Below are 16,347 nucleotides of genomic sequence, written 5' to 3'. Positions count from 1 at the left end.
AGGGTCACCATATCACGACGCCGCCTTCAGTTGAGCGCAGCGGTCACCACCACTTCGATCAGGTAGTCGGGATTGGCGAGGCGCGCTTCCACCGTAGCACGCGGAGGGGTGTTGCCCTGCGGCACCCAGGCGTCCCACACCTCGTTCATCGCGCCGATCAGGCCGATGTCCGTCAGGAAGATCTGGCACGACAGGATGCGCGTCTTGTCGCTGTCGGCTTCGGCGAGCAACCGGTCGATATGGCCCAGCACTTCGCGGGTCTGGCCATGGATATCGGCCTTCGGGTCGACTTCGGGCACCTGTCCGGCCAGGTAGACCACACCGTTGTACACCGCGTATTCGGACAGGCGCTTGCCCACGTGGGCACGCTTCAGTTCATTGCTGCTCATGACAAATAAAACCAATAAAGCGAATTCTGGTTGATACCACCGGCCCGGCCCCGCACCGCTCAGGCACCGCCCAGGAAGAACTGGCGGGCCACGGCGATCTGCGCCGGATCGATAAAAGTCGGTGCATGCCCCACATCGGGGATCTCCACCGAACTGACATGCTTGCCGCGTGCCACCATGTCGGCCACGGTATCGCGCAGCAGCAGGTCCGACTGCGCGCCGCGCACGACCAGCACCGGCACCTCAATCGCTTCGAACAGCTGCCACATTGTGGCCTCGCCCGCCACCACCTGTTCCGGGGTGGTATTGCGGAACGGCACCGCCAGCGCCGGATCGTAATGCAAACCCCATTCCAGGCCCTGCGCACCTTGCACGGGCTTGAGGATCGCGCCATTCAGCTCGCGCCACTGCTCAGGCGTATGGCGCCCGAACGAGGCGCTGATGGTCTGCAGGTAAGCCAGTCCTTCTTCAAAGGTCTTGAAACGCACCGGCAGCCCAACGTAGGAGCCGATCCGCTCCACGGCCGAAGCCGTGATGCGCGGCCCGACATCGTTGAGCAGCAGCTTGCGCACCGGCGAATTCGGCAACCCTGCCAGGCCCATGCCGATCAGCCCGCCCATCGACGTGCCGAACCAGTCGACCTTCTCCACGTTCAGCCTGGCGATCAGCGTAACCATGTCCGCCACGTACTTCGGCACCACATAGCTGCCCGGATCGCGCAACCAGTCCGAGCGCCCGCGGCCGGCCACGTCCGGGCACACCACGCGGTACTCGCCGCACAGCGACTGCGCCAGCGCGTCGAAATCGCGGCCCGTGCGCGTCAGGCCGTGCACGCACATGAGCACGCGCGGGTTGGCCGGATCGCCCCATTCGTGGTAGGCCATGCGGTGCAGGCCCGCCGGACTGATGCACTGAACGAAGCCGAGGCGCGGACTGGCAGACATCTGAACTCCCTGACGAACCGGCCGCCGCACGGGCGTCGCCGGAGGTTGAGCAAAGCAGGATTGTACGCCGCAGCGGTTACAATGCCACAGCACTAAGCGCGCGCGACCACGCACGCCGCCGCCCGCATCCGGCCACCCATCATGCAGCGCTGTGGCGCAGGCGGAGCGGTTCGGCCGGGCCGCGTCCGGCCACCTATTTTCTCGACTCTCGATCTCGACGGAGGCTTACATGCTCAAAGGCAAGACGGCACTGGTGACTGGCTCGACCAGCGGTATCGGACTCGGCATCGCGCAGGCACTGGCGGCGCAGGGCGCCAACATCATCGCCAACGGCTTTGGTGACGTGGAGGCCGCAAAGCGCGAGATCGCGCAGGCCGGCGCCGGCATCAAGGTGGGCTACCACGGCGCGGACATGAGCAAGTCCTCCGAGATCGAGGACATGATGCGCTATGCCGAGTCCGAATTCGGCGGCGCCGATATCCTCGTCAACAACGCGGGCATCCAGTTCGTGGCGAATATCGAGGACTTTCCGCCCGAGCGCTGGGACGCGATCATCGCCATCAACCTGACCTCGGCGTTCCACACCACGCGCCTGGCATTGCCCGGCATGAAGCAGAAGAACTGGGGCCGCATCATCAATGTCGCCTCGACCCACGGCCTCGTGGCTTCGGCACAGAAGTCGGCCTATGTGGCAGCCAAGCACGGCATCGTCGGCCTGACCAAGGTCACTGCGCTGGAAACCGCGCAGACCGGCGTCACCGCCAACGCCATCTGCCCGGGCTGGGTGCTGACGCCGCTGGTGCAGAAGCAGGTCGATGCGCGCGCGCAGAAGGAAGGCATCCCCGTCGAGCAGGCCAAGCGCGAACTGGTGATCGAGAAGCAGCCGTCGGGCCAGTTCGTCACGCCCGAGGAGCTCGGCGCGCTGGCGGTTTTCCTGTCGTCCGAGGCAGCACGCCAGGTGCGCGGCGCAATCTGGAACATGGACGGCGGCTGGGTCGCGCAGTAAATCCGGACACCCCGGGACGAAAAAAGCCCCGCTGCGAAGCGGGGCTTTTTGCATCCGGGCGGCGGCGCTTACAGCAGCGTCGCGCCGGTCTTGCTCTGGATTTCCTCGCGGCTCACGCCCGGGGCCGTTTCCACCAGCTTCAGGCCGTCGGCCGTCACGTCGATGACGCCCAGGTCGGTGATGATGCGGTTGACCACGCCCACGCCGGTCAGCGGCAGGTTGCAATCCTTCAGGATCTTGATGTCCTCGGTGCCGTCCTTCTTCTTGGCGGTGTGTTCCATCAGCACCACCACGCGGCCCACGCCGGCCACCAGGTCCATCGCGCCGCCCATGCCCTTGACCATCTTGCCCGGGATCATCCAGTTGGCCAGGTCACCCTTTTCGCTGACCTGCATCGCACCCAGGATGGCCAGGTTGATATGGCCGCCGCGGATCATCGCGAAGGAATCGGCCGACGAGAAGATCGACGAGCCCGGCAGGGTCGTCACGGTCTGCTTGCCGGCGTTGATCATGTCGGCGTCCACTTCGTCCTCGGTCGGGAACGGGCCGATGCCGAGCAGACCATTTTCCGACTGCAGCCACACTTCCATGCCTTCCGGCACCCAGTTGGCCACCAGGGTCGGCAGGCCGATCCCCAGGTTGACGTAGAAACCGTCCTGCAGCTCGGCCGCGGCGCGCGCGGCCATTTCGTCACGTGTCCATGCCATGATGTTTCTCCCTCTTACTTGGCGGCACGCACGGTGCGCTGCTCGATGCGTTTTTCGGGGGTGGCGTTCAGCACCAGGCGCTTGACGAAGATGCCGGCCAGGTGGATCTCATCCGGGTCCAGATCGCCGGTTTCGACGATGTGCTCGACCTCGGCCACGGTGAACTTGCCAGCCATGGCGCACATCGGGTTGAAGTTGCGCGCGGTACGGCGGAACACCAGGTTGCCGGCCTTGTCGGCCTTGTAAGCCTTGACCAGCGCCACGTCGGCGGTCAGCGAACGCTCCATCACGTATTTCTCGCCGTCGAATTCGCGGATTTCCTTGCCTTCGGCCACGACCGTGCCCACGCCGGTCTTGGTGAAGAAGGCCGGGATGCCCGAACCGCCGGCGCGCAGCTTCTCGGCCAGCGTGCCCTGCGGCGTGAATTCCAGTTCGAGTTCGCCGGCCAGGTACTGGCGCTCGAACTCCTTGTTCTCGCCCACGTAGGACGAGATCATCTTCTTGATCTGGCGGGTGGCCAGCAGCTGGCCCAGGCCGAAACCGTCCACGCCGGCATTGTTGGAGATGCAGGTCAGCTGCTTGACGCCGGTGTCGCGCAGCGCGGCAATCAGTGCCTCGGGAATGCCGCACAGGCCAAAACCGCCCACGGCGATCGTCTGGCCGTCGCGGACGACGCCTGCAAGCGCCTCGGCGGCGCTGGCGTAGACCTTGTTCATGCTTCGCTCCTTCCTCGGTAGTCCCCTGTCGCCTATCCCGCCGCCGGGTTGTGCGGCGGACGACGCAAGGAAATTGTAACGGTACAATCGGCAGCGGGCGCCGCGTTCTCGTCCGACCGAAAGGATACGCAAGCTGCGCCAGCTACGCCATTACGTAAAAATACATAAGTAGATGCCCGCCATCGATTACCAGACCGCTTTCCAGCTCGCCCCCGTGGGGCTGGTGCTGTCCCGCGAGCGCATGATCGAGGACTGCAACGACGAGGTCTGCCGCATCTTCGGCACCACGCGGCAGGCGCTGATCGGCGAGTCGTTCCAGGTGCTCTACCCTACCGCCGATGAGTTCGAGCGCACCGGCGCGCGCATCGTGCCCATCATGAACAAGCAGGGCATGTATTCGGACGAACGGATCATGAAGCGGGCCAGCGGGGAGCTGTTCTGGTGCCACGTCACCGGCCGCTCGCTGGACCGCTCGCAGCCGCTTGGGGCGGGTATCTGGACGTTCGAGGACCTGTCGCAGAAGCGCCAGGTCACGGCGGAACTGACGGCGCGCGAGCGCGATATCGCGGCGCAGCTCGTGGAAGGCAAAACCAGCAAGCAGATCGGCAAGCTCCTGTCGATCAGCCCGCGCACGGTCGATATCTATCGGGCGCGGCTGATGAAAAAGTATGGGGCGAGTACGTCGGTGGATCTGGTGCAGCGGCTGGTGAACCACTGAGGGTTCGTTTCAGGCGGGTGTCTCCCCTCGCAACGTTCGGATCATCAGGCTTCGATGATCGCCCGAATCTCCGCCGGCACCGGCACCGACTTCTCCGCCGCATAATCGCACCACACCACCTTGGCCCCACCCTCTGCCCAGACCACATCAGGCATGTCGGTACGCCGGATTTCCATACGGGTCTCAAAGCTGGTACGGCCGAGTTGCCCGGCATACACCCTGCATTCGATCGTACCCGGATAGCGCAACTGCTTCAGGAACGTCATATGGGCATTGATGATGACCGGCCCCTGCCCGTTCGCATCCTTGCCGCCGCGCCCGAGCGATGCAAACCACTCGATGCGCGCCTGCTCCAGGTACTGGAAATACACGGTGTTGTTGACATGGCCCATTGCGTCCATGTCGCCCCAGCGGATCGGCATGACCGCCGTGTAGACGTGCTTCATCACGATCTCCAAAGCAACAGGCCCGCCATCGCTGGCGGGCCTGTCCGATGACTTAGCGCTTGGCGATCGAGGCTTCCGCCTTGGTCACCAGATCCGCGCCGATCTGCTTCTTCCACTTGTCGTAGACCTTGGCGGTCGCCTTGCGGAAGGCATCGTGCTCGGCCGGGGTCAGGTGCGTGACCTTGACGCCGTGGGATTCCATGTCCTTCCAGGCCGGCGCGCCCGGCTCGGCCAGGCCCTTGCGGGCCAGCGCGATTTCCTGCTTGCCGGCGTCGATAGCGGCCTGCTTGACGATTTCGCGGTCAGCCGGCGTCCAGCTTTCCCAGATCTGCTTGTTGACCACGAAGATCAGCGGGTCGGCCACATAGCCCCAGGTCGTCACGAATTTCTGGCCCACGGTGTACAGCTTGGCCGCGGCGAACACCGACTGCGGGTTCTCCTGGCCGTCCACTGCGCCCGAAGCCATGGCCGGCTGCGCATCGGCCCAGCTCATCTGGGTCGGGTTGGCGCCCAGCGCGTTGAAGGTCTCGATGTACAGCGGCGAACCCACCACGCGCAGCTTCATGCCCTTGAGGTCTTCGGGCTTGCGGATTTCCTTCTTGGAATTGGAGACTTCGCGGAAACCGTTCTCGCCCCAGGCCAGCGGCACCACGCCCGCCTTTTCCAGCGTGGCGAAAATATGCTTGCCGACTTCGCCCTGGGTCAGCGCGTCCAGGGCCTTGTAGTCGGGCATCAGGAACGGCAGCGAGAACAGGTTCAGTTCCTTGACCTGCGGCGACCAGTTGATGGTCGAGCCCACGGCCATGTCGATCACGCCCTGGCGGATCGCCGAGAACTCGCGTGTCTGGTCGCCGGCCACCAGCGAGGTGCCCGGGTACAGCTTGATATTGATGCGACCGTTGGTACGCTGCTTGACCAGGTCGGCCCAGATCTCGCCGCCCTTGCCCCACGGGAAGGCCGGGCCGAGCACCAGCGACATCTTGTACTCGGACTTGTAGGTCTGGGCCATCGCCCCCGCAGGGACCAAAGCGGAAGCAGCAATCGCAGCAGCCGTTGCAAGCATCAGGGCACGACGTTTCATTTCATCTCCTCTCGGGAATCGTCAATTCTTGTTGGTGAATGCGGAACATCAATAGCCGAGGTAATCCGGCAGCCAGGTCGCCAGCGGCGGATAGGCCAGTACCATCAGCATGGCGATGAACATCGCCAGCAGCATCCAGATCACCCAGGGCACGGTCTCTTCCATGCGCACGCGGGCAATCCGGCACGACACCATCAGGTTCACGGCCAGCGGCGGCGTGAACTGGCCCAGCGCCACCTTCAGCGTCAGCACCACGCCGAACCACACCGGGTTCCAGTGGAAGGCATTGGCGATCGGCAGCAGCAGCGGCACGAAGATCAGGAAGATCGAGATGCCGTCCAGGAACATGCCTACCGTCATCAGCAGCAGCACGATCAGCGCCAGCACGCCGTATTCGCCCAGCCCCGAGTTGGCGATGGCGTTCGCGAGCGGATCGATGACGCCCAGCGTGGACAGCGCATACGCGAAGATGCCCGCCAACGCCACCACCAGCAGGATCACGGCCGAGGTTTCGGCCGCCTCCTGGAAGATCACGAACAGGTCCTTCATGCCGATGCTGCGGTAAATCACCATGCCCACGAACAGGCCGTAGACCACCGCCACGACCGCAGCCTCGGTCGGCGTGAACCAGCCGGCGCGCATGCCGCCCAGGATCAGGAATGGTGCCACCAGGCCCCAGGCTGCCTCGCGCAGGCTCTTCCAGAACGGCGGCCGTGGCAGCGCGGCTTCGATGGCGCCCATATTGTGCTTGCGGGCCAGCCACACCGCCGGCACGATCAGCGCCACGCCGGCCAGCACGCCCGGCACCATGCCGGCCGCGAACAGCGCCGGCACCGAAGCACCCGGCACCAGCACGCTGTAAATGATGAAGGCCACCGAGGGCGGGATCAGGATGTCGGTCGCCGCAGCCGCGCCGACCACCGCGGCGCTGTACGAGCCCGGATAGCCGGCCCGCGACATCGCCGCGATCATCACGCCGCCGACGGCCGCCGCGTTGGCGGGGCCGGAACCCGAAATGCCGCCCAGGAACATGGCCACCAGGATGGCCACCAGCGGCAGCATGCCCGGACCGCGCCCGACGATGGCGATGGCAAACGTCACCAGCCGCTGCGCCACGCCGGAACGGTCGAAAATCGAGCCGACCAGCACGAACATGGGAATGGCCAGCAGCGGATACTTGGCCAGGCCCGCGTAAAAGTTCTGCGGCACGGCCAGCAGGCCGAACATCTGGGTATCGAGATTGGACAGGCCAATAGCAATCAGGCCGCCCAGCCCCAGCGACACGCCGATGGGTACGCCCAGCAGCATCAGGCCAATGAAGACTACGAACAGGATGATGGCAACCAGCGTCATTGCACCTGCCCCGTCCGTTCGTTGCGGGCGGCATGCAGCGCCTTGAGCGCGCGCACGTTGCGCGCCATCAGCCCGAGCGCGCGCAACGCGATCGCAACCGACAGCAAGGGCAGCCAGACCGAGTACCACCAGCTCGGCACGCCAATGCCCGGCGAGGTCTCGCCGAAGGTGTACTCATCCCAGGTAATACGGGCGCCAAGCACGGCCAGCGCGATGAACATCACGGCAACGGCCAGCGCCGACAGGATGGCCAGCCGCTTCTGCCGCGCCTGGCTGCCGCGCTCGAAGAAGAACTCGATGCGGATGTTGCGGTCGCGCGCCACCGCGGCGCTGCCGGCGGCCAGTGCCAGCACGATCATCAGGAAGACCGAGAACTCCTCGGTCCAGGCAAACGACTCGTCGGTGAAATAGCGGACCACCACGTTGGCGAAGGTGATGCAGACCAGCAGCACCATCACGATCACGCCGATCCAGTCCTCGACGCGGGGCGAAACCCGGAATTCGGTGTCCTGCGCCTCGTCTGCGGCCTGCGGGATCACCGCGGAATCGACGAAGTGTTGCGGCACGGCGTCGCGCCGTGCCTCTTCTTGTTGCTCCATCTCCCCGGCCTCCGGTCCGGGCTGCTCGGGCGGATCGGGCTGATCGGCCACCGCAGCTTATTTGTATGTAAAGACTTAATCAGAAAACATGGCGGATTATGCCAAGACTGGCCCGCCCTGTATCGGGTTTTATCGCTACCCGCGTGGAAGCCGCGCTCGAATATCGCCCAAGGGGACCGGATAAGCCCTGGGCGGATCCATAGCAAGCGCTGCCCTTTGGCTTTTGGCCAAGAGCAGCGTAGTGGCGGCGCGACGCCTGACGCCCCTGGCGGGCTCAGACCATGCCGTCGTCGGCGGTAATGACGGCGCCGTTGATGAACTGCGACTGATCCGAAGACAGCAGCAACAGCAGTCCATCAAGGTCTGCCGGCTTGCCCAGACGCTTGCGCGGCAGCATCTGGATCAGCTTCTGGCCGGCATCGGTATCCCAGTGATGGTGGTTGATGTCGGTGTCGATGTAGCCAGGGCAGATCGCGTTGACATTGATGCCATGGCGCGCCCATTCGAGCGCCATGGCCTTGGTCATGTGCACCACCGCCGCCTTGCTCATGCAGTAGATGCCGATCTGCGACAGCACCTTCAGGCCCGCTACCGATGCGACATTGACGATGCGCGCCTGCGGCAGCGGGTTGCCGTTCTTCTCCGCGCCCTTGGCGCGCGCAATCATGCGCTTGGCCACTTCCTGCGCGACGAAGAAGGCGCCGCGGGTATTGGTGTCAAAGACGAAATCGAAGTCTTCCGCGGTGACGTCGGTCAACCGCTGCGTCGTGGAGACGCCGGAATTGTTAACGAGGATGTCGATCGAACCCGCCTCGGTTTCCGCGTGTGCCACGGCCGCCCGGATGCTGGCCGGATCGGTCACGTCCAGGCGCACCACATGGGCGCTGCCGCCATCGGCCTCGATCGACGCGCGCAACTCCTTGAGGCGTTCCGTGCGTCGCGAGGCCAGCACCACCTTGGCGCCGGCAGCGGCCAGAACGGTTGCAAAACGCGAGCCCAGCCCGCTTGAGGCGCCGGTCACCAGCGCGACCTTGCCCTCCAGATTGATCGACAAACCCATATCTACCTCTGTGTGCTGGCGTGACCGTGTGGCGTACCCTGCCTAATGTCGGGCGGAAGGCAGAATACCAGAAAAAAGAACGACCGTTCCAAAAAAATCCTTGCCTGAGGGTGACGAGTCCCGGACAATGCCGGAGATTCTAAGAACTTGGCCCGTAAAGGGAAAGAGGGAAAACGCGCGGAATGGCGTGTCCTGGCGCCCTTTGCATGCAAGCCGGTTCCATACGAACAAACAAGGCATTTCCCACAATTGCAGGCAAGGCGCCAAAGAAACAGAGGGTTAGAGACAATGGATCAGCAGCAACTCCTGGAGCAGTTCGGGCCACGCGAGGCCATGGAATACGATGTGGTCATCGTCGGCGGCGGCCCCGCCGGCCTGGCCACGGCCATCCGCCTGAAGCAGCTGGCACAGGAGAAAGGCAACGACGTCAATGTGTGCGTACTCGAAAAGGGTTCCGAGCCCGGCGCGCACATCCTGTCGGGCGCCATCATGGACCCGCGCGCGCTCAATGAGCTGTTCCCCAACTGGAAGGAACTGGGCGCGCCGCTGAACCAGCCGGTCACCGAGGACAAGTTCCTGTTCCTCAACGAGACCGGCTCCAAGGGCACCCCGAACGCGCTGCTGCCGGAATGCTTCCATAACCACGGCAACTACATCGTCAGCCTGTCCAACGTCACGCGCTGGCTGGGCCAGCAGGCCGAAGCACTGGGCGTGGAGATCTTCCCTGGCTTCCCGGCGGCCGAAGTGCTCTACAACGACGACGGCTCGGTCAAGGGCGTGGCCACCGGCAACATGGGCATCGGCAAGGAAGGCGAGCCCACCGACAACTTCCAGCTCGGCATGGAACTGCATGCCAAGTACACCATCTTCGCCGAAGGCGCGCGCGGCCACCTGGGCAAGCAGCTGATCGCGAAGTTCAAGCTCGACGCCGGCAAGGATCCGCAGAGCTATGGCATCGGCATCAAGGAACTGTGGGAAATCGACCCGGCCAAGCATCAGCCCGGCCTGGTGGTTCACACCGCCGGCTGGCCGCTGGACCCGGCGACCTACGGTGGTTCCTTCCTGTACCACATGGAAGACAACAAGGTCGCGGTCGGCTTCGTCGTTGGCCTGGATTACACCAACCCCTGGCTGTCCCCGTTCGAGGAATTCCAGCGCTTCAAGACCCACCCGGAGATCCGCAAGTTCTTCGAAGGCGGCAAACGCATCGGCTATGGCGCGCGCGCGATCACCGCGGGAGGCCTGCTGTCGCTGCCGAAAACCGTGTTCCCGGGCGGCGCACTGGTTGGCTGCGACGCCGGCTACCTGAACGCCTCGCGCATCAAAGGCAGCCACGCCGCCATCAAGACCGGCATGCTGGCAGCCGAAGCCGCCTATGACGCGCTGCAGGCCGGCCGCCAGGGCGACGAGCTGACCGCCTACCCGGCCGCCTTCGAGCAGAGCTGGCTGTACAAGGAACTGCTGCAGGCCAAGAACTTCAAGCAGTGGTTCAAGAAGGGCCGCACCACGGCTACGCTGATGACCGGCATCGAGCAGTGGCTGCTGCCCAAGCTGGGCATTCGCAACCCGCCCTGGACCATCCACCGGACCAAGCCCGACCACGTCTACCTGAAGCCGGCGGCCGAGTGCGAGAAAATCGTCTACCCGAAGCCGGACGGCAAGCTGACCTTCGACCGCCTGAGCTCGGTGTTCATCAGCAACACCAACCACGAAGAGAACCAGCCGGCCCACCTGACGCTGAAGGACGCCAGCGTGCCGGTCAACGTCAACTGGGAAAAGTTCGCGGGCCCCGAAAGCCGCTACTGCCCGGCCGGCGTGTACGAGTTCGTGCAGGACGAGACCTCGGGCAAGGAGCGTCTGCAGATCAATGCGCAGAACTGCGTGCACTGCAAGACCTGCGACATCAAGGACCCGACGCAGAACATCGTCTGGGTCACGCCGGAAGGCGGCGGCGGCCCGAACTATGTGAACATGTAAGGCTAGCGCGCCCGGTCATATGCCGGGACGCCAGGCAAAAGAGGCACCTGCGGGTGCCTCTTTTCCTTTCGCCGCCGTTATCAGTGCCTAGACTGACAGGCCGCTGCCCATCAGCAGCTGCTCGTAGATAAAGCACTGCAGCAGCGTCATCTCGCGCTCGCCGAGCACATCGAACGCAATGCCGAACGCCGGAAATTCGGTGTCTCCGTTGCTGTCGGCCACGACCCAGGCACCGGCAAGGATTTCGCTGTCGATCGACGCGGTACGCAGGCGGAAGCGCAACTGCAGCCGGCTGCCGACCGCCGGCGCCGGCCCGGCTGCCTGCACCAGTGCCCCACCGGTGCTGATATCCGACAGCATCACCAGGCGCGCGGCACCGTTGGCGAGGTCCGCGGAAAACGCATCATGGGCGGCTTCCTGGCCGGCATCCTGCGACTGCGTCATGTAGGCGGCCAGCCGGGTTGGTACCCGTGCCGCCTTGCGCACCGGCATCTGGTCGAACTGCGATGGCGCCGACAGCACCAGGTAGCGGAATGGACTGCGACAGACCGCCGTGATTGTCGACGTGAAACTGTGGATGACACGGCCCGAAAAACCACGCAGCAAGAGCGTATCGTCGGCCTGCACCGCCAGATCGCGGCCACCCAGTTGCGGCCACGTCACGAACAGGCCTTGCTCGACAAAACCGATCAGACGGCTGGCTGCGGCACGGCCACTGTCCCCTGGCTGCTTGACGTGCAGCAGTGTCCCGACCTGCAGGCCCAGCGGGCCCGGCGGCGGCAGATCGGCCGCCGGATTCTCGCCGGAATCCGCCTCCTGACGGCACAGGAGGCCATGGCGGAACACCAGCGCCAGATCCCGGACATCGGGGATGACGTTGCCGCTACCCAGCACCAGATTGCCTTCGCCGTCCAGGAGCGACCAGGGCAAGGGCGCGCCCACGGGGAGATCGTTGGGAGAGAGATGGATCATCATTGTTCCAGCATGCAATGCGGCCATGAACTGACCAAAAGGGCGTCGCCCGCCCGTTGCGCAGCATCCGCCACACGAATCATATCGACGGATATCGGAAAACATTGAGTAGCAGTAGTTTTTTTTAAACCGCCGCCCCCTTGACGGTAGCTCCCCCGATTGGCAAAATTCGCTTAAATCTGTCTGACAGCCTGACAACTAATCGACGATGGATACCCTCCCACGCCCGGCCTCACTCGCCAGTCGCATTGCCCAGTCATTGCGGGAAGACATTGCCACGGGCCGCTTCACGGCAGGCGCGCGCCTGCCCGCGGAGTCCGCACTGGCGGGTACATTCGGCGTGAGCCGCCCGATCGTGCGGGAGGCCATTGCCCTGCTGAAGGCGGACGGCATCCTGGTGACGCGCAAGGGCGCAGGCGCCTACGTCTCGGACACCCCGGGCGGCCAGGCCTGGCGTGTCGCCAGCACGCCGGACGGAGGCCCGACGCTGGCGCAGCTGTTCGAGTTGCGCATGGTCGTGGAAACGGCATGCGCTGAAATGGCTGCGACGCGCCGTACCGATACCGATCTGCAGCGAATCCGCGAAGCGCTTGCCGCCATGCAGGAACAGGCCGGCGATTTCGCTGCTGCGGCGGCGGCCGATATTGCGTTCCACCACGCCATCGCCCAGGCCGCGCACAACCCCTGCTTCACGGGACTGACCGACTTTGTCAGCCAGCAGATGCTGGCCGCGCGTCAGCGTGCCTGGGAAAACACAGCCCGGCTACGGGTGGAAAGCGGCGCTGCGCGCGCCGCGGATACGGAACATGCGGCGCTGGTGGAAGCCATCGCCAGCGGCAACCCGGCCGCGGCACGGCAGGCGGCGCATCACCACCTCAGCGCCGCCGCCGGGCGGCTGGGCCTGCGCCTGGCCTGAGCCGGCCGGCAATGGAATACGGCATCAACCAGAACAAAGGAAGGACCATGGAGAACGTGGATTGCGTGGTGATCGGTGCGGGTGTCGTCGGCCTGGCGGCAGCCAGGGCGCTGGCGCAGAACGGGCGGGAAGTCATCATCCTGGAGACCGAGAACGCCTTCGGCACCATCACCAGCGCGCGCAACAGCGAGGTGATCCATGCCGGCATCTACTACCCTGCCGGCTCGCTCAAGGCCGACCTGTGCGTGCGCGGCAAGCAGATGCTGTACGAATACTGCGCCTCGCACCATGTCGCCCACCAGCGCTGCGGCAAGCTGATCGTCGCCACCAGCGAGGCGCAGGTCGCCACGCTGGAAGGTATCCGAGCCAAAGCCGCGGCCAATGGCGTGCATGACCTGCAGTTCCTGAGCCGCGCCGAAGCGCAGGCGCTGGAGCCGCAACTGCAATGCCACGCCGCCCTGCTCTCGCCGTCCACCGGCATCGTTGACAGCCACGGGCTGATGACTGCCCTGCTCGGCGATGCCGAGAATGCCGGCGCGATGCTGGCCGTCCAGTCACCGGTGCTGCGCGGCGCGATCACACCCGCGGGCATCGAACTGGAAGTTGGCGACGAGGACGGCGGCAGCACCACGCTGCTGGCCCGGACAGTCGTCAACTCGGCAGGCCTGACCGCGCCCGAACTGGCACGCCGTATCGATGGCATGCCGGAGGCCCACATTCCGCCGCAGTACTACGCCAAGGGCTGCTATTTCACGCTGGCCGGCCGTGCGCCGTTCTCGCGGCTGATCTATCCGGTGCCCGAGGCCGCCGGCCTGGGCGTGCACCTGACGCTGGACATGGGCGGCCAGGCCCGCTTCGGCCCCAATGTGCGCTGGATCGACGACATCGAATACAGCGTCGACCCCGCCGACGCGGACAGCTTCTACGACGAGGTCCGCCGCTACTGGCCGGCCCTGGCCGACGGTGTGCTGCAGCCGGGCTATGCCGGCATTCGCCCCAAGATCAGCGGCCCGCACGAGATGGTGGCGGATTTCCGCATCGACGGCCCCGCCGTGCACGGCGTGCCGGGACTGGTTCACCTGTTCGGCATCGAGTCGCCAGGGCTGACTTCGTCGCTGGCCATCGCCGAACGCGTAGCCGCTGAACTGGCCTGAGCCGCACCCGGGCCGCCGCGGAAACTCATCAGGGCGCAGACCGCGCCCACCGCAGCGGCGGCCGCCGCCAGTCCGAAGGTGTGCGCGGGTGCCAGCACCTTCCAGGTCCAGCCCATCACCAGCCCGCCGAGCGTACCGCCCACGCCGTACGAAATCCCCGTGTACAGCGCCTGCCCCCGGCCCTGCAGCGGCCCCGCGAACCAGTGCTGCAGGCGCTTGAGGCTGGCGCTGTGGTGGGCGGCAAAGGTGGCGGCATGCAGCACCTGCACCGCCGCCATCAGCCACAGCACTTCAGGGAAGTAGCCGGTCAGGCCGAAGCGCACCGCGGCCAGCACGAACGTACCGGCCAGGATCGTCCCCAGCGGCACGCGCGCAAACAGCCGGCCCTGGAAATAGAAGAACACGATCTCCGCCACCACGCCGATCGTCCACATCACGCCGATCGCGAACTTGCTGTAGCCCAGCCGCTCGAGATAGAGCGAATAGAACACATACAGCGCCGCGTGCGCGAACATCATCAGGAAGGCCGAGGCGAAGAACCATGCCACGTCCGGCCGGCGCAGCAGCGGCAGCGCCGGCGGCGGGCGCACGCGCGGGCCCTCGTCGGGCGCATCGCGCATGCCGAACACCATTGCCATCAGGATCGCCAGCATGGCACTGGCCACCCACGGGAAGGCCTGCATGCCGAGCTGCTGGAACAGCGCCCCGCCCGCCAGCACGGCGGCAATGAAGCCCACCGAGCCGAACATGCGGATGCGGCCATAGCGGTGGTCGAAGGCGCCATAACGGCGCAGCGTGGAAATGGTCAGCGCGTCGCCGAGCGGCGACATCGCGCTCGTGATGAGGCTGATGGCAACCATCATCGCCATCATGCCGCCATAGCTGTGCACGGCCGGCAGGGCCAGGAAAGCCGCCAGCGCACCGACCGCCGTCAGCCGCAGGATGCGCACGCGCGTGTGCATCATGTCCGAGAGCCAGCCCCACAGGTAGGGGCCAAGGATGCGGCTGAACTGGAACGAGGCCATCAGCACACCGATCTGCACGGCCGTGAAGCCACGCGCGGCGAAGAACAGGCTGACGAACGGCGAGATCACGCCGACGTAGCCGTAGTACCCCAGGTAGAAGAGACCGAAGCGGCCATACTCGGGCCGCGCCGGAATGGCGGTGACGGTCTTGGGCGCCGCGCCCACTCAGCCCGGCTGGCCGGGCGCCTGCGCAGGAATGCGCGGCGTATCCACCTTGACGTCGCCGCACTGGCCACGGTGGCGCAGCGCGTGGTCGACCAGCACCAGCGCCAGCAGCGCCTCGGCGATCGGCGTGGCGCGGATACCCACGCACGGGTCGTGGCGGCCGAAGGTTTCGACGGTCGCCGCATTGCCGGCCTTGTCGATCGACTCGCGCGGTGTACGGATGCTGGAAGTCGGCTTGATCGCCAGCGACACAGTGATGTCCTGGCCCGTGGAAATGCCGCCCAGGATGCCGCCCGCGTTGTTGCTGCGGAAGCCCTGCGCGGTGAGTTCGTCACCATGCTCGCTGCCGCGCTGCGCCACGCTGGCGAAGCCGGCGCCGATCTCCACACCCTTGACCGCGTTGAGGCCCATCATGGCATGCGCGATATCGGCGTCGAGCCGGTCGAACAGCGGCTCGCCAAGGCCTACGGGCACATTGCTGGCCACCACCTCGATACGCGCGCCGACCGAATCGCCATCGCGGCGCAGCGCGTCCATATAGGTTTCCAGTTCCGGCACGATATCCGCGTTCGCGGCGAAGAACGGGTTCTCCGGCACATGCGACCAGTCGCTGAACGGCACCTCGATCTCGCCCAGTTGCGACATGTAGCCGCGGATCTCCGTGCCGTAGTGTTCACGCAGCCATTTCTTGGCCACGGCGCCCGCCGCCACCACCGGCGCGGTCAGCCGCGCCGACGAACGGCCGCCACCGCGGTAGTCGCGGATGCCGTACTTCTGCCAGTAGGTGTAGTCGGCATGCCCGGGTCGGAAGGTTTCGACGATGTTGCCGTAGTCCTTGCTGCGCTGGTCAGTGTTGCGGATCAGCAGGCAGATCGGCGTACCCGTGGTCTTGCCTTCGAACACGCCCGAGAGGATTTCGACCTGGTCCGGCTCCTTGCGCTGCGTGACGTGCCGCGAGGTGCCGGGCTTGCGGCGGTCCAGGTCGGCCTGGATGTCGGACTCGGTCAGCGCCATGCCCGGCGGGCAGCCATCCACCACCGCGCCGATGGCGGGTCCGTGCGATTCGCCAAACGTGGTGACAGTGAAGAGCAGGCCAAGGGTATTGCCGGACATGATGGA

Annotated in this window: 17 protein-coding genes; 5 read left to right on the top strand and 12 right to left on the bottom strand. The window is 65.5% G+C overall.

The annotated features are described in order from the left end of the window. Nucleotides 1-26 precede the first annotated feature (26 nt). Together LDO29_RS11090 and LDO29_RS11085 are read right to left on the bottom strand one after the other, a co-directional pair. Entirely contained in the window at nucleotides 27-389 is a 363-nt protein-coding gene (locus LDO29_RS11090) for a RidA family protein (protein WP_224079833.1), read from the bottom strand. A 59-nt stretch (nucleotides 390-448) separates the two neighbouring features. After that, the gene (locus tag LDO29_RS11085; RefSeq protein ID WP_224079832.1) at nucleotides 449-1,333 is read right to left on the bottom strand and encodes an alpha/beta fold hydrolase; all 885 of its coding nucleotides are present in this window, start codon (nucleotides 1,331-1,333) and stop codon (nucleotides 449-451) included. Between the two features lie 229 nt (nucleotides 1,334-1,562). Between LDO29_RS11085 and LDO29_RS11080 the strand changes: the two genes are divergently transcribed. Next, complete coding sequence (locus LDO29_RS11080) at nucleotides 1,563-2,339, top strand: 3-hydroxybutyrate dehydrogenase (protein ID WP_224079831.1); 777 nt, start codon at nucleotides 1,563-1,565, stop codon at nucleotides 2,337-2,339. 68 nt (nucleotides 2,340-2,407) lie between these two features. Here the strand turns inward: LDO29_RS11080 and LDO29_RS11075 are convergent, their stop codons facing one another. Both LDO29_RS11075 and LDO29_RS11070 read right to left on the bottom strand, forming a co-directional pair. Further along, a complete protein-coding gene (locus LDO29_RS11075; RefSeq protein ID WP_224079830.1) occupies nucleotides 2,408-3,046 on the bottom strand; it encodes a CoA transferase subunit B in 639 nt (212 codons plus the stop codon). A gap of 14 nt (nucleotides 3,047-3,060) precedes the next feature. After that, nucleotides 3,061-3,762, bottom strand: coding sequence for a CoA transferase subunit A (locus LDO29_RS11070; RefSeq protein WP_224079829.1), 702 nt, complete (start codon nucleotides 3,760-3,762; stop codon nucleotides 3,061-3,063). Nucleotides 3,763-3,934: 172 nt separating this feature from the next. On the opposite strand from LDO29_RS11070, the gene LDO29_RS11065 reads away from it, so the two are divergent. Further along, nucleotides 3,935-4,480 (top strand): PAS and helix-turn-helix domain-containing protein, encoded by a 546-nt coding sequence (locus LDO29_RS11065; protein WP_224079828.1) that lies wholly within the window; start codon nucleotides 3,935-3,937, stop codon nucleotides 4,478-4,480. Nucleotides 4,481-4,524: 44 nt separating this feature from the next. Here LDO29_RS11065 and LDO29_RS11060 read toward each other — a convergent pair whose 3' ends face one another. From LDO29_RS11060 to LDO29_RS11040, 5 genes are all read right to left on the bottom strand, one after another. Continuing rightward, the gene (locus tag LDO29_RS11060) at nucleotides 4,525-4,926 is read right to left on the bottom strand and encodes an acyl-CoA thioesterase (protein WP_224079827.1); all 402 of its coding nucleotides are present in this window, start codon (nucleotides 4,924-4,926) and stop codon (nucleotides 4,525-4,527) included. A gap of 52 nt (nucleotides 4,927-4,978) precedes the next feature. Continuing rightward, the gene (locus LDO29_RS11055) at nucleotides 4,979-6,007 is read right to left on the bottom strand and encodes a DctP family TRAP transporter solute-binding subunit (RefSeq protein WP_224079826.1); all 1,029 of its coding nucleotides are present in this window, start codon (nucleotides 6,005-6,007) and stop codon (nucleotides 4,979-4,981) included. A 48-nt stretch (nucleotides 6,008-6,055) separates the two neighbouring features. Further along, complete coding sequence (locus LDO29_RS11050; RefSeq protein WP_224079825.1) at nucleotides 6,056-7,360, bottom strand: TRAP transporter large permease; 1,305 nt, start codon at nucleotides 7,358-7,360, stop codon at nucleotides 6,056-6,058. Beyond that, nucleotides 7,357-7,959 (bottom strand): TRAP transporter small permease, encoded by a 603-nt coding sequence (locus tag LDO29_RS11045; RefSeq protein WP_224079824.1) that lies wholly within the window; start codon nucleotides 7,957-7,959, stop codon nucleotides 7,357-7,359. Before LDO29_RS11045 ends, LDO29_RS11050 begins: the two co-directional genes overlap by 4 nt. A 274-nt stretch (nucleotides 7,960-8,233) precedes the next feature. Then, nucleotides 8,234-9,019, bottom strand: a complete 786-nt coding sequence (locus LDO29_RS11040) for an SDR family oxidoreductase (protein ID WP_224079823.1) — start codon at nucleotides 9,017-9,019, stop codon at nucleotides 8,234-8,236. 288 nt (nucleotides 9,020-9,307) lie between these two features. Between LDO29_RS11040 and LDO29_RS11035 the strand changes: the two genes are divergently transcribed. Continuing rightward, nucleotides 9,308-10,996, top strand: coding sequence for an electron transfer flavoprotein-ubiquinone oxidoreductase (locus LDO29_RS11035; RefSeq protein WP_224079822.1), 1,689 nt, complete (start codon nucleotides 9,308-9,310; stop codon nucleotides 10,994-10,996). Between the two features lie 87 nt (nucleotides 10,997-11,083). Here LDO29_RS11035 and LDO29_RS11030 read toward each other — a convergent pair whose 3' ends face one another. Then, on the bottom strand, nucleotides 11,084-11,968 hold the full coding sequence (locus tag LDO29_RS11030) for a flagellar brake protein (protein ID WP_224080043.1): 885 nt from the start codon (nucleotides 11,966-11,968) through the stop codon (nucleotides 11,084-11,086). Between the two features lie 208 nt (nucleotides 11,969-12,176). Between LDO29_RS11030 and LDO29_RS11025 the strand changes: the two genes are divergently transcribed. Continuing rightward, nucleotides 12,177-12,884, top strand: a complete 708-nt coding sequence (locus tag LDO29_RS11025) for a FadR/GntR family transcriptional regulator (protein WP_224079821.1) — start codon at nucleotides 12,177-12,179, stop codon at nucleotides 12,882-12,884. Between the two features lie 47 nt (nucleotides 12,885-12,931). Further along, nucleotides 12,932-14,038, top strand: a complete 1,107-nt coding sequence (locus LDO29_RS11020; RefSeq protein WP_224079820.1) for an NAD(P)/FAD-dependent oxidoreductase — start codon at nucleotides 12,932-12,934, stop codon at nucleotides 14,036-14,038. Here the strand turns inward: LDO29_RS11020 and LDO29_RS11015 are convergent. Then, entirely contained in the window at nucleotides 13,960-15,228 is a 1,269-nt protein-coding gene (locus LDO29_RS11015) for an MFS transporter (protein WP_224079819.1), read from the bottom strand. The genes LDO29_RS11020 and LDO29_RS11015 overlap by 79 nt on opposite strands. Beyond that, nucleotides 15,229-16,341, bottom strand: a complete 1,113-nt coding sequence (aroC, locus tag LDO29_RS11010) for a chorismate synthase (RefSeq protein WP_224079818.1) — start codon at nucleotides 16,339-16,341, stop codon at nucleotides 15,229-15,231. Between the last annotated feature and the right edge of the window lie 6 nt (nucleotides 16,342-16,347).

The sequence above is a fragment of the Cupriavidus laharis genome, assembly GCF_914271435.1.
GTDB lineage: Bacteria > Pseudomonadota > Gammaproteobacteria > Burkholderiales > Burkholderiaceae > Cupriavidus > Cupriavidus laharis.
The sequence above is the reverse complement of the archived record's forward strand: the minus strand, read 5'-3'. Positions and strand labels throughout refer to the sequence as shown.